Origin of the sequence: Streptomyces sp. CWNU-52B (assembly GCF_047444975.1) — a bacterium.
Taxonomy (GTDB): Bacteria; Actinomycetota; Actinomycetes; order Streptomycetales; family Streptomycetaceae; genus Streptomyces.
In genome coordinates this window covers 335,942-348,805 of the sequence record NZ_JBLFJV010000006.1, presented here as the reverse complement: position 1 = coordinate 348,805, position 12,864 = coordinate 335,942, and the positions used below count along the sequence as shown (strand labels likewise).

General features: G+C 68.2%; 12 protein-coding genes. 5 read left to right on the top strand and 7 right to left on the bottom strand.

Features of this window, described 5'->3' with window-relative positions; translation table 11 throughout:
- Positions 1-8: 8 nt before the first annotated feature.
- Entirely contained in the window at positions 9-455 is a 447-nt protein-coding gene (locus ACLVWQ_RS08940; protein ID WP_414107689.1) for a GntR family transcriptional regulator, read from the bottom strand.
- A 389-nt stretch (positions 456-844) separates the two neighbouring features.
- On the opposite strand from ACLVWQ_RS08940, the gene ACLVWQ_RS08935 reads away from it, so the two are divergent.
- Complete coding sequence (locus ACLVWQ_RS08935; protein ID WP_414107688.1) at positions 845-2,542, top strand: DUF6119 family protein; 1,698 nt, start codon at positions 845-847, stop codon at positions 2,540-2,542.
- Between the two features lie 388 nt (positions 2,543-2,930).
- Here ACLVWQ_RS08935 and ACLVWQ_RS08930 read toward each other — a convergent pair whose 3' ends face one another.
- Together ACLVWQ_RS08930 and ACLVWQ_RS08925 are read right to left on the bottom strand one after the other, a co-directional pair.
- Positions 2,931-3,806, bottom strand: a complete 876-nt coding sequence (locus ACLVWQ_RS08930) for a hypothetical protein (RefSeq protein ID WP_414107687.1) — start codon at positions 3,804-3,806, stop codon at positions 2,931-2,933.
- Between the two features lie 4 nt (positions 3,807-3,810).
- Positions 3,811-4,230, bottom strand: a complete 420-nt coding sequence (locus ACLVWQ_RS08925; RefSeq protein WP_414107686.1) for a hypothetical protein — start codon at positions 4,228-4,230, stop codon at positions 3,811-3,813.
- A 306-nt stretch (positions 4,231-4,536) separates the two neighbouring features.
- Between ACLVWQ_RS08925 and ACLVWQ_RS08920 the strand changes: the two genes are divergently transcribed.
- A complete protein-coding gene (locus tag ACLVWQ_RS08920) occupies positions 4,537-5,769 on the top strand; it encodes a PucR family transcriptional regulator (protein ID WP_414107685.1) in 1,233 nt (410 codons plus the stop codon).
- Between the two features lie 25 nt (positions 5,770-5,794).
- Here the strand turns inward: ACLVWQ_RS08920 and ACLVWQ_RS08915 are convergent, their stop codons facing one another.
- On the bottom strand, positions 5,795-6,718 hold the full coding sequence (locus ACLVWQ_RS08915) for a LysR family transcriptional regulator (RefSeq protein WP_414107684.1): 924 nt from the start codon (positions 6,716-6,718) through the stop codon (positions 5,795-5,797).
- 71 nt (positions 6,719-6,789) lie between these two features.
- On the opposite strand from ACLVWQ_RS08915, the gene ACLVWQ_RS08910 reads away from it, so the two are divergent.
- A complete protein-coding gene (locus ACLVWQ_RS08910; RefSeq protein WP_414107683.1) occupies positions 6,790-7,452 on the top strand; it encodes a carboxymuconolactone decarboxylase family protein in 663 nt (220 codons plus the stop codon).
- Complete coding sequence (locus ACLVWQ_RS08905; RefSeq protein WP_414107682.1) at positions 7,443-7,901, top strand: tautomerase family protein; 459 nt, start codon at positions 7,443-7,445, stop codon at positions 7,899-7,901. Before ACLVWQ_RS08910 ends, ACLVWQ_RS08905 begins: the two co-directional genes overlap by 10 nt.
- A gap of 70 nt (positions 7,902-7,971) precedes the next feature.
- Here the strand turns inward: ACLVWQ_RS08905 and ACLVWQ_RS08900 are convergent, their stop codons facing one another.
- Positions 7,972-9,915, bottom strand: coding sequence for an SMI1/KNR4 family protein (locus ACLVWQ_RS08900; RefSeq protein ID WP_414107681.1), 1,944 nt, complete (start codon positions 9,913-9,915; stop codon positions 7,972-7,974).
- A gap of 228 nt (positions 9,916-10,143) precedes the next feature.
- On the opposite strand from ACLVWQ_RS08900, the gene ACLVWQ_RS08895 reads away from it, so the two are divergent.
- On the top strand, positions 10,144-10,884 hold the full coding sequence (locus ACLVWQ_RS08895) for a DUF4142 domain-containing protein (protein WP_414107680.1): 741 nt from the start codon (positions 10,144-10,146) through the stop codon (positions 10,882-10,884).
- Between the two features lie 26 nt (positions 10,885-10,910).
- On the opposite strand, the gene ACLVWQ_RS08890 is transcribed toward ACLVWQ_RS08895, so the two are convergent.
- Together ACLVWQ_RS08890 and ACLVWQ_RS08885 are read right to left on the bottom strand one after the other, a co-directional pair.
- The gene (locus ACLVWQ_RS08890; RefSeq protein ID WP_414107834.1) at positions 10,911-11,441 is read right to left on the bottom strand and encodes a MarR family winged helix-turn-helix transcriptional regulator; all 531 of its coding nucleotides are present in this window, start codon (positions 11,439-11,441) and stop codon (positions 10,911-10,913) included.
- A 321-nt stretch (positions 11,442-11,762) separates the two neighbouring features.
- Positions 11,763-12,851, bottom strand: a complete 1,089-nt coding sequence (locus tag ACLVWQ_RS08885; protein ID WP_414107679.1) for a LacI family DNA-binding transcriptional regulator — start codon at positions 12,849-12,851, stop codon at positions 11,763-11,765.
- Between the last annotated feature and the right edge of the window lie 13 nt (positions 12,852-12,864).

The window sequence follows — 12,864 nt, the reverse complement described above, 5'->3', positions numbered from 1 at the left end:
GGCTAAGGCTACGGCCGAAGGCTGGGAGTCGGGAGAGTGCGCACTGTGCGCCCCTTGCCATGAACGGTGGCGAGCAAGCCGTTTCCCTCCATCTGTGCAAGGACACGACGCACGGCCGTACGGGACACCCCGAAGCGCTCACAGAGCTTCGCTTCAGACGGGTACATGTCCCCAACCGACAGCGAGTCCTCCGCAATCAGATCAACCATCCGGTCCTCAAGGGAACGGCGATCACCACCCCGTACGACACGCCACCCGATCCCTGGGGCGGGCTCAAGAACACCCTCGGCTTCAAGGACCTTGAGAGCGCGCCGGATCGTATTGCGTGAGACCCCGTACTCGCGCATCAACTCGGCCTCCGACGCCACACCATCTTCGGCCTGGTTCTTGTCGATCCGCTTCCGTAGCGCCTCCGAGATGACCAGGTAGGTTCCGCGCGGACTGGCCTCCGACACTTCAGCTCCTCTCGCTCTCTGCACTGCCCGCTGCCAAGGGTGCCACGGGGCGCGCAGCCTACCGCCGGACAGGCAGTGTCCTAGCTGTCCGACTGTCCCACTACTGCTCTTGACCTGCACAAATAGGTGGGACAGCGGGAAACCGGACTGTCCCACCTGTCCGACCGTATTGGTGGCTGTAACACCCCCGGTGTTGCAGCCATCGGCGCAACGGCCACTGCCAGGCACCAGATGCAAGAGTCGACCGCCCAACCTCGGACGGCGATTCGGTCAAATATTCGATAAAGCGTGATAGGTGGACTTCGTTAGACATCCAGGACACCAGGGGAAGACATGACCTGATGCGCCAATTCTGCGCATCGACGGAACCTCGGGCTTGGGGGTAGGCCATGGCACGTCAGCAGGCACCGGCCAAGAAGGCGACGGTTTACCGACTTTCCCGACCTGGCGATGAACCCCTCGAACTCTGCATACAGCAGAAGTACGCAGAGAACGAGGATGATTTTCAGATGCGCGAGGTATCCATCAGCGGGACCCAATCGCTTCTCATTACGGGAAAGATAAGCACAGATGAACCTCGATGGATGCCGCACCTCGTCTCGCTAGTTGGCCTCAACCCTCAACTCAAGAACATAACTTCCGCAGCAGCGCTGATAGTCCCACAGCAAGGATACGACTATGCGCTAACGTGGGGATTCGGGCACATCCTACTGAATCCCATATTCCTTGACCCCGGCTTCGGCCTTCGCTTTGCCATACGTAAAGCGAGCGCGGACCAGGTGCGATCCCTTACGAGCCACACAATGGATACGCTCGCTAGAACTGCACGTACGAGCGTTCCATCCGGTGCTTCATTGGACGCCTTCGGTGTTGAAGAAATCGGCGAGGTCATAAGCCGATTGGTCGGACGAATATCAGTCTCCGGACTGACGGCAGCCGCCGGTAAGGCAGACAGCTACGCGACGGTCAGAGGGGCCGATGGACTAAGCCTGCCGCTTGCTAAGAGTCCACGGGACTTGCTCGCCGACCTGGGCTACCTGCATGACACCGTGGAGAATGAGCCGCCTGTTAAGGGGCTCGAACACTTCGAGCACACGCGTCCGCTGCGCCCTGGGGCGCCAGAGACCACTCAACTTCAGAGGCTGCTGTCCCAGGCCCTGGAACCAGGGTCGCCACTCATTGCTCTTACGTGGCCGGCCGAGTGGCAGGAGAGTGATCACGGAGAAGCCGACAGCTACAAGATCCGTGGGTCTGGCGCAGGTCGCGAGGAACAGCCCGAGGAGTTGGAGCTGCACCACCTCCTACAACCGCTGACTCGCCGCGAGGCTTCGACTCGCTTTGACGCCCTGAAGCGAATCACTATACAGGGTCTTAACAGTGATGGATTTTCCATCTCCAGAGCCATTCACGGGGATAAGTGGATCACGTTTCAAACCGATCACGAAGGAAAGAGGTACGTATTTCACCAAGGACGTTGGTTCGACATCGGCGGCGCATACCTAGACTTGCTGCGACAGAAAGTCGCAAAAATCCTGAGTAAGAGGAGCGAACTTTCGGTTTCTGACTGGCCGCAAGAGGTAAAGAAGAGGGGAAATATTGCAGCCGCCGTTGAAGGGAGGTACAACCTCCTTGTCCAACATGATGACTCACGCTTCCTGCGCTTGGATACAAGATTGCTGTACACCACGCAGCACCCGAAGGGTTTCGAGGTCTGCGATCTCCTAGGTCCAGACGATGAACTTATCCACGTGAAGCGTATGGATGGCTCCGTTTCAGCAAGCCATCTCTTCAATCAAGCCCTCGTCGCCGCCGAAGCGCTACGTCGCCAACCGGACACGGTGCCGAAAATGCAGGAAGTCGTCAGACGAGAAAGCAAGGGGAAGCGCGAGATCCCAGACGACTTCCAGCCAACAAAGATCGTTCTCGCTTTTGGCGGGCGCCCGGCCACACCAGAAGCGCTCTTCACGTTCTCCCAAGTGAGCCTGGCCCGATGCGCCCAGAGGCTCGCTGAGCTAGAGGTCGAACTAGAGGTTCTGGAGATCAACGACACCGCCAAGATCCTCAAGGATGACTACTCGCTGGAGTAGGCCAGGCTCCTTGTCGCTAGCCGACGTGTGAGAAGCGTGTGAGCTCGCGGACCGCAGACATGCCCCAGCACTCCCATGCAGGTCAGAGCCACAATCCAGCATGTCAGGAGCGTGCTCTCCGGAGCCGTGTGCGCAGGTTCGAATCCTGCCGGGGGCACTTCGCTTCAACCAGCACGATGATGCGGTTGGTCAGCGCAGGTGCCACGTATGAAGAGCGGGAACCAGTTTCACTGGGTCCCGCTCTTTGTCGTTGCTGTGCGCCGATCGCCCTGGCTAGGTCGTTTCGTTTCTCGGTCGTGTGGCAGTCCCCGGCTGGCCGTTTCGGGTTCGTTGCATCGTGGTGGGAGCAGGGCGACGGGACGCATGCGTCGGGTCTCGTTCCCTCAGGTCAGTCGTTTTCTGAGGGGAACTTCGACAGTACGGTCCGGGCAGTGGTGAGTTCTGTTCGGTTCATTGCCGCCACTCGGGTCAGCGCCTCGTGGTTTCTGGCGATGAGTGACCGTTGGGTGGCCGTCTCGGCTGTGAACCAGATGCCGACCAGGTTCGTCCGCTTCTTGCAGTTGACGTCGGTCTTCGCTGTGGTGCGCTCGGTTGTCGACGGTGCGGTGCCCTGGAAACGGCGGTCCTTCGGCGGGTCGAGCGGGCCTGCGTAGACCAGCCCGTTCGCCGCCATGCACCGCGACCACTGTTCCGTCACAGCTCGGACGCGCTTGTCCTGGAGCGATCGTTCGTAGCTCTCCGCCGACAGCGTCTGGGCCAGGCTCCGGTCCACGTCCTCGGGGCCGCCCGCCCGTAGCCGCCGCCCCGCCTCCCCGGCGCAACCGTCCTCGGGCACCGCGCGGCCCTTGATCCGGCTTCCTCCCTCGCCGGTCAGTGCGACGCGTTCCTGCGGCCCCGGGTCGGCGGACGGGGCCGGATCGGCGGGGGCGCGCAGCCGGTATCCGCGGGCCGCCGCCTCCGTCGGGTCGGTGATCCCGTACCGCCGCTGCGTCCAGCTCGTCAGGCCGCCGCCCGTTCCCCCGGCCGTGACGGGCGGATAGTCGAACCCGAACCGGACCATGCACCGCCGTACGAGCACCCGGTGCGCCTCGGTGACCTCCGTCGTCTCGCCCGGCGACAGCAGGTACGCGTCCAGCGGGAGCCGGAGGCCGGTGCTCCGCAGCAGCACGGGTACCTCTTCGGGCTGGTCCCCGGCCGCTGCGGAGCACCCCGCGGTGAGCGCGGCGGCGGCAGTCGCGGCGAGCGCCACCACGATCCCGCGCAACGGGCTACGTCCAGTAGATGGATTCGACATTGCCCCGGTAGGTCACGTTGTACTGGCCGCCGGTGTTCGGGGGCGCGCCCGCGCAGTTGCCCGTGTAGCCGGTGCCCGTGCAGATCACGGCGCTGCGCGTCGAGTCGTAGTTCCAGCCCCAGCGCGCGGTGTTGCCCAGCGGCGTGCCCTGGCCGAGACCGGGGGTGGTGTAGACGTTGTTGTTGAGGTTGCTGTCGGCGACGGAGAAGTCGGAGAGGCTTCCGTTGCCGAGGATGTTGCTGGCGAAACAGTACTCGCCGCCGGTGCACACACCGTCCTGGTTCGCCTGGACGGACGCGGGCGCTGCAGCGGCCGGCGAGGGCATCAGTACGGCCGCCGCAGCGCCCACCGCGAGCAGGGCACCGGTTAACTTGCCAATGGTTGACGTGATCATCGTCTGCCTTCCGTGATCTCCGGGCGCCGTGAGCGCCTTGGCCGTGCACCAGCATCACGGAGGCGGCAGGGCCTCGTCTTCGTGCCTTCACCAGCAACCGGCGCCCTCAACTGCGCCGGAGTCTGTCACTTCTCACCAGCGGTCGCGGCGCGGCCCGTGCAGGCCACCGCAGCACCACGTGTCACCGCGAAACATCGCAACAGCTCAATCCACAGCGGTGGTTCACACGAACAACTGTCCAGGAGTCCTCGCCGCGAGGGCAGCGAAGGCGGCGAGGCCGGACACGGGTGAGACCGGGAGGACGAGATGGGGAATCTCTTCGCGAGGCTGATGACACGGGTGGACGCCAACGCACGGCACGCGATGGACGTCTACCGGCAGGAGGTCCGGGAGTACGAGGTGCTGGAACGCGACGTCCGCTCGCGGGCGGAGGCGCTGGAGTACACGGTGTGGCTGCGGCGCCGCACCGTCGAGCTGGCGGAGCGGGAGCAACCGCTCAGCTCCGACGATCTCGCGTTCATGGCGTCGGTCGGGAGACAGCGAGCCGAGAGAGGGCTGTCCCTGCGGTCACATCAGCGACTGGTCGTCTCGCACACCAGCCTGATGCTGCGCGAGATCCAGGAGGCGACCGAGCCGGGCGACGGCGACGAACTGATGCGCCTGATGCGGTGGTTCGGACCGCAGGGGACACGCGGCGGTGACGCCTACATGTCCGGTCACGTCGAGGGGCAGGGACGTCGCGCGTCCGTCGTCAGCCGCGTCCGGACGCTGGCCGAAGCGCTGCTCGCCGACGATCCCGCCGCGTCGCATCTGGCACACGGCGTCCAGATGCGCCTTCATCCGGGATATCTGGTGACCGTGATCCGCCTTCCCGCCCGGCCGTGTCCCACCGCCGCCCGCCGCGAGGAGATCACCGAGGCTCTCGTACGGCGCCGGGGGGTGCCGGTCATGTGGCGCGATCCCGAGGAACTGGTGGCGCTGATCCCTGGCTACCCCGTCCAGCCGGACGGCACGAACCCATCGACTGGCACGAACCGGTCGCCCGGCACGGCCTCGGCGGTCGTGGAGGACCGCGCGCTCTCCTTGGTACGCGATGTCGCGGAAGGAGTGGGAGGCGCCTGCGCGATCGGCGTGAGCGCAGGGCCCGTCGGCGCGTTGGCCGAAGCACTCACCCGGGCGCGCGGTGTCAGCCGCGTGGCCCCGATGCAGAGGCGACCGCATCGCCTGCACACCCTGGGCGATGTCTTCCTCGAACTCGGCGTCGCGCGGCTGCCGGAGGCCCAGGGCTGGCTGCGGGACATCGGCGCGCGGCTCTCGGACGGGCCCGACCTCATCACCACGCTGGAGACGTATTACCGGAACGACATGAACCGGACGCACGCGGCCGCGGCGTTGAACGTCCATCCACGGACGCTCGACTACCGCTTACAGCGTGCTCGGGAGCTCACCGGGATCCATCCTGGGTCCACTCATGGCGTACGGGTCCTGAGCGTCGTGGTGAACCGGGCGCTCTCGGGGAGCTCGCCGAGCACGAGTTGAGGGCGGGGCGGAGCGGAGCAGCGGATCAGTCCTGGTCCGTCAGGTTCTGGGCCTGTTGGCGCAGGGCCCGGGTCAGGGACTGTGCCGGGGGCGTGGGTGGGGTCGGTGTCGATGCCAGGCTGATGCGACGTAGTTCCTCTCCCACTCCCTCCACCTCGATGAAGCGGACGCCGGGTGGGACCACCGGCAGGAGGGCCGGGGAGGCTGTGGTGATGCCCGCTCCGGCCGCGACCAGGTGCAGTTTTGTCAGCCAGTCGCGGGCGGTGTGGCTGATCCGGGGGCGTCCGGGCAGTCCCGGCCAGACTCCGAGCAGGGGTTCCCCCGGGCTGCCGGGGCTGGCGATCCACTGTTCGCCCGCGAGGTCGTCGGCGCTGACACTGGCTCGGCCGGCCCAGCGGCCGCCTGTCGGAACCGCCAGGGCCAGGCGGGTTTCCAGGAGCGGTTCGACGCGTAGGGGCGGGTCGTCCGTGTCGGGGGAGCGGTGCGGGGGCCGGGAGGACAGGAGGGCGAGATCGAGGGTGCCGCTGCGCAGTGCGCGTACCAGTGCGGGCGTGCTTCCTTCGCGCGTCGTCACCCTGATGTGCGGGTGCTCCTCGCGTAGGTCCTCGACGGCGCGGGCCACGATCACCGCTCCCGCCGACGGGAAGTACCCCAGCCGGACCCGGCCGGTGCCCGGCTCCGCTCCGCGCAGCTCCCGGTCGGCCGCCTCCAGGGCGTTCAGGGCGGAGACGGCGTGGCCCAGCAGGGCACGGCCCGCGGTGGTCAGCCGTACCCCGCCCGGGTAGCGGTCGAAGAGCCGGGCACCCGTCGCCTGTTCCAGCGCGGCCACCTGCCTGGAGACGGCCGACTGCGTGTACCCCAGCGCCTGCGCGGCTGCCGTGAAGGTGCCCCGCTCGGCCACCTCGCGCAGCACCCGCAGTCCGGCCAGCGTCACATCGGCGAATCCCATGAGCAATGAGCATACCCATCATGCTGAACATTCGATGGCGGAATGCCTGTGCGGCTCCTTAGCGTGGAGGCATGAACCAGCGACCCGCCGGCGACGACCGGCTGTTGGGCGGCCGGCTGCCCCTGATCCACCCCGCCTCCTTCGACGACGCACAGCGCGCGTTGCACCACCGCCTGCACGTCACACGGGTACGCGGTGCGGAGGACGCGGGCTACGCGGCCGTTCTGCCCGACGGGCGGCTGATCGGTCCGTTCAATGCCATGCTGCGGGCCCCGGAGCTCGCCGGACCCCTGTTGGAGTGGGCCCAGGCCATTGCCGGGTCCGGCATTCCGGCGGACGTCCGCGAGGTGGTCGTCCTCACCGTCGCAGCACAGTGGCGTGCCGAGTACGTGCTCTACGCGCACACCCTGGCCGCCGGAAAAGCGGGGGTACCCGGGCCCGCCGTCGCCGCCCTGGTCCGTGGCGAGCCTCCCCTCGGTATGCGCGCCGAGGCCCATGTCGCCCATCGGCTGGCCGTCGCACTGGTCGGCGACCACCACGTACCGCAAGGCCTTTACGACGAGGCCGTCACGGTGTTCGGCACGGACCTGCTCGTGGCCCTGGTCAACCTGATCGGCCAGTACCTCAACACCTCCGCGCTGCTGGCCTGCTTCCGGGTTCCCGCTCCATCGCCGCACCACACGACTCAGCAACGACACGACTCACCAGAAAGCCGCGAACAGCCATGCCTCTGATCACCGTCTCCCTGCGTCAGGGCACCACGCCCGAGTACCGCCGCCTCGTCTCTGCGGCCCTGCACACCGCCATGGTCGATGTCCTCAAAATCCCCCAGGACGATCAGTTCCACGTCTTCCACGAGGTCACGAGCGACAACTTCGTCATCCAGCCGGTCGTGTTCGGCCTGCGGCGGCGAAGTGAGCGCACCCTGTTCATCCAGTTGTCCTTCAACCGGCGCGGCCCGGAGCAGAAGGCCGCGCTGTTCCGGGCGATCGTCGACAACCTCCGGCTCTTCGCGGACGTCCCCGAAGAGGACGTCATGCTCGTGGCCTTCGAAACAGCAAGCGAGAACTGGTGGGCCGCGGGCCGCGTCGTCGACCCCGACACCGGCTACGACGAGCGAATGACCGAGCTCCCCGCCGGCATCGGCGCCGACTCCGATTCCGACACCACGGTCACGGCTTGAGCCCAGCTCTGCTGCCCCGCCCGCCCGCCCGGCACGAGCCCGAGCGCCCCGCACCGGACCCTATGAAGTCCTATGAAGACGGTGACGAGTGGCTCCAGGGTCTGGTGCGGAGGGTGTGCAGACGTCCGTGCCCGAGAGCGAACCTCGGTAGCCGGACACCGAACTCGGCCGCGAGCGCCCGCAGGGCACGCCGCTCCCCCAGTCTCTCCGGGTCGGTCCCGGCCCGGGAGAAGAGGCGGTCCGGGTCGAGCGCGATCGGCACGGGCCCTCGTCTGCCGATGGTGTCCCCCAGGACGGTGAACGCGTACCGCTCCTCGCCGTTCTGTGCGACGGACAGCTGGAAGACACGGAAACGGGGGTCGTTCGAAGGGTCGCTCCACACCGTCACCGCACGGGCGTTGCCACAGGCCCCGGTGGCCGGAGAGGCGAACCGCCGCTCACTGAAGGAGGTACGGGGACGCGGTTCGAAGGCGAAGCTCCAGCCCGGACCCGCCCGGCCGACAACCGTCAGCACCTCGTCCTCCCACGGCAAGACGGACCGGACGCTCTTGCCACCGCCACCACCACTGCCACTGCCACTGCCACTGCCACTGCCACTGCCACTGCGGTTACGCAATCGCGTGGACGCCTCCCACAAGGTCACCGGTCCGTTCAAGGCAGCCGTCTCGTCGGCGCCGATACGGGCGGGCAGTTCGTGCGGCTCCGTACCCTCCATGAGGACGAAGCGGTACGACGTCAGGAAGTTGCCGGGATCTCCGTCCGCCAGCCATTCCAAGCCCGGCGGATCCAGGTCGGGCGTGGGAGGCGGCGCGTCGCCCCGGTGTCCGGGTCTGGGCGTGGCCAGCAGTTCCCGGCCCCGCTCCACAGTGAGCAGCGGGCCCAGGAGCGGATCGGCCCACAGGCCGACCGGGGCAAGGTGGTCGGGGCCGACCGGCCGCCACTCGGGCAGGGCGGCACGCAGGGTGCGCCAGGCCGCGTCCGTGTCGCCCCAGCGCGCCTGTTCACGCGCCTCCTCCACGGCGCGGCCGAACGGGCCTTCGGACGTGTAGCGGTAGGTGCCCGCCCTCATCCGCCGCAGGAGTTCACCCGCCGCCACCCGTATCTCCTCGGAGGCGCCCGCCAGGAGGTGGGACAACGACCCGTCGTCGCGGCGCTGTTCCACGTGGCCGGCCGCCAGCAAGGGCAGTACCTCCGGCGCGTACAACGGGTCGGCGGTCAGACCGCGGAAGTACACCATGTAGGTCTCCCCGAGCAGCCGGCGGATCTGGTCGCGCAGCCCTCTCGCCCGTGGCCTGCCGTACTCGATCGCCTCCGCCAGGGTCTTCGAGGCCCGCTCGTACCGTCCGTCCAGGGCGTCCAGTCTGGCGGCTTCGACGGACGCGTCCAGGGCGCGTGTCGTGGCGTTGGCGAAGGCCGTTGTCCCGGCGCGTTCGGGGCGGCTCGCCTCCAGGCTGTGGAACTGGCGGTACATCGCCTCCATGAACGCCCGGAACGACGCGTGCCGTTGGGGCTCGCTCCCGCTCCACGACGCCCAGGAGTACACGGCCCACTCGCCTGCGGCGTCCACGTCCCCCGGGTCCAGCAGTACGTGGACCATGTCCGACTCCACGTCCAGTTGCAGCGCCCGCTGCCACATCCCGGCGAGCAACTCCTGCTCGGGTGTGGAGTCGTCGTCCAGTTCCCCGGGAAAGTACTCCGACAGGCCCGCCGCGTCCTCGTGCCACCGGGCCTGCTCGGTGCCGGCCAGCAGCCACACGAAGCCCCCCGCGTCGCGCCAGCCGTCGCTGACCGCCAGGAAGGTCCGGTAGGAGGGCGGCAACCGGTGTCCCAACCGGTCCTCAAGAGCCTTGATACGCTCCTCGGGCGCCGGCTGGAACCCCAACCAGCGTGCGCGCAGGTCCTCTTCGGACCGCACCGGCACCTCGTCGGCCGACGCGTCCCGGGCCTGCGCATCCGCCCACTCCTGGCTCCACCGGTCCAGGAAGGTACGCCAGTCGTCGCTCGTGTCCGTCATGACCAGGATCCTGGCACCCGCCACTGACATCGCCGGTGCCACCGGCACCGGCACTGGCACCGCGACCGACGTCAGGCGCTGACACCGCGGTCGGCACCGGCACAGGTGCCGACACCGGCCGACGGTCCCACCCCACCGCAGAGTGCAAAATTTACCCTGAGCAATGATTGCCTCGGGCCTCCCGTACGTACCCCCTTGTGGACCGGTCCGTTCACCTCAGGAGGCAGCATGCGTGTGACGCAACGCACGGCAGGAACCGTATTCGTGATCGGCGGATTGGTCGTGACTCTCGCCGCGCTCGCGTATCCCGCCATCCTCGGTGTGGAGAAGACGTCGACCAGCCAGGACCGGATCATCGCCAACACCCGGTACGGGCCGCTGACCGAGGCCGACCGGGACTTCGTCGTGAAGGTTCGGGCCGCCGGGCTGTGGGAGCACCCGCTCGGCCTGATGGCCATGAAGCGAGGCACCACACCGGCGATGAAGGAGGCCGGGGAGCACCTGGTCGCGGGGCACTCCGGGCTCGACGAGATGTGCCGCAAGATCGCCCCCGAGCTGGGCATCACGCTGCCCAACCAGGCCAGCCCGCAACAGCAGCAGTTCGTGGCGACCGTGGACGGGAGTGAGGGCAAGCAGTTCGACACGACCGCCGTGAACATCATGCGTGTGACGCACGGTCAGATCTTCCCGGTCATCGCCAAGGTCCGCGCCAACACCAAGAACTCCATGATCCGTGAGCTGGCCGACCTGGCCAACGACACCGTCCTGGACCACATCACGGTGCTGGAGAAGACCGACCTCGTCAACTACGACCAGGTCAACTTCCAGCAGACCACCCCACCGAAGCTCCCCAAGAGCGAGATGACGCCGCCCGCGCCGCAGCCGGGCGCGCCGGTCCTCGTCCTCAACGAGCCGGAGGGACTCGACGTCAACACGACCTCGCCGACGCCCAGTCCGTCCGTTGGATGAGGGAGCCGGGCGAGCCGGGCCCCAGGTCATATGTCGCGCCGCGTCGTCGTGTCCACCCAGCCCAGCGGGTGCGGCTCCGCGTCCTCGAAGCCCGGGACCGGGGGCTCGCCGCCCGCCTCGTTGAAGGCGGTCAGCGCCTCGACGATCGCCGTCCGCTGTCGCGGGGTGAGCCGTTCGACGATGGTGGCGATCTCGGTACGCCGGCGGACGGTCACGTTCTCGACGGTGCGCCGCCCCTCCGCCGTGAGCTGGAGCAGGGTCTCGCGACGGTTGTCCGGGTTGGTGCGGCGGTCGGCGAGACCCGCGGTGATGAGCCGGTCGACCATGCGCATGGCGGTGGACGGCGCGACCTGGAGCAGTTCGGCGAGGGTGACCAGCTTCGTGGCGCCGCGCGTGGACAGCACGACCAGCATCCGGACCTGCGGCAGTGTCACCCGCTCCTCGACCTCGGCGAGCGAACGGGCCGAGACCGCGACCAGCACGCGCGAGGCCGTCAGCACGGCACGGGTCACCGCGTCGACGTCGTCGACATCGTTGAAGGCGACCGCGGCCTCCATGTCCACGGCCTCCATCGCCGCGTCGTCCATGGCTGCGTCGTCCAACGCGGCGTCGTCCATGACCACATCGTCCATGCCGCTCATGACATCGACGTCGTCCATGGCTCCGACAGGGGTCTCGCGCTCCGGCATATGTCCTTTCTATCTCGCCGCAGCACCTGCCCACTCACCTGATCCCCACAGATTTTCCCTGTCCATGACCAGAGTTGACGACCCGGACCGACGCCCCGAGCCGACGCCCCGAGCCGACGGCCACGGTCCATGAGCACGGTCCATGAGCACGGCGCACGATCCGGGTACGTGGTCGGCCCGGCCGCGTGGTCAGCGGCCCGGCGCCGGGCCCGTGCTTCTGCGCACGATCAGTTCGACCGGTACCACCTGCTCCGGCGCCGGCTGGGTGGAGCCGTCCAGCTGGGACAGGAGCAGCCGCAGGGAGCGCGTGCCGATCTCGGGGAAGTCGGTGCGGACCGTGGTCAGCGGCGGGAGCAGGTGGGCGGCCTCGGGGATGTCGTCGTAGCCGACGACGCTGACGTCGCCGGGGACGTGGCGGCCGGACTCGTGGAGGGCGCGGAGGACGCCCAGCGCCATCTGGTCGTTGGACGCGAAGATCGCGGTGACGTCGGAGCGGCCGGCCAGCCGGCGTCCCAGCTCGTACCCCGAGTCGGCGCTCCAGTCCCCGACGAGGGGCTCGTGGACCGGGGCCCCGGCCGCCTCCAGCGTGGCCCGCCAGGACTCCACCCGGCGGTCCGCCGACAGCCATCCCGTGGGACCCGCGATGTGCCGGACCGTCGCGTGGCCGAGGTCCAGCAGGTGCTCGGTGGCCTTGCGGGCCCCCGCCCAGTTGTCCGCCGTGACGAACGACGCGTCCTTGCCGAGGTCGTTCTCCAGGACCATCAGCGGGGTGTCGAGCTGTGCCTCCGCCAGCGCCCTGCCCACCCAGCGCTGCGGGGCGATGGCGATCACACCGTCCGCGCCCTCGGCCGACAGCGTGTCCACGGCGCGTGCGACGGTGGCCCGGTCGGCCGTGTCGAGCGCGATGGAGCTCACCAGGTAACCGGCGTCCTGGGCCGCGGTGTTGATCGCGGTCAGGATGGAGGCAGGTCCGAAGCGGGCCGCGTCGAAGGAGATCACGCCGAGCATCCGGGTCCGGCCGCTGGCCAGGGAACGCGCGCTGCGGCTCGGCCGGTAGCCGAGGGTGCGCATGGCGGCCAGGACCACCTCACGGGTCTCGGGGCGGACGGCCGGGTTCTCGTTCAGTACGCGGGACACCGTCTGCTTGGAGACACCGGCCAGCCGTGCCACGTCGTCCATCACCGGGCGCGCTCCCGCGAAGTTGCGCCGGCTGCGGCCCTTGGGGAGGTCCCCGGCAGGGTCCTGGGGCGGCGCGCCGTCACCGGCACCTCGGGTCATTGCGGGTGACGTC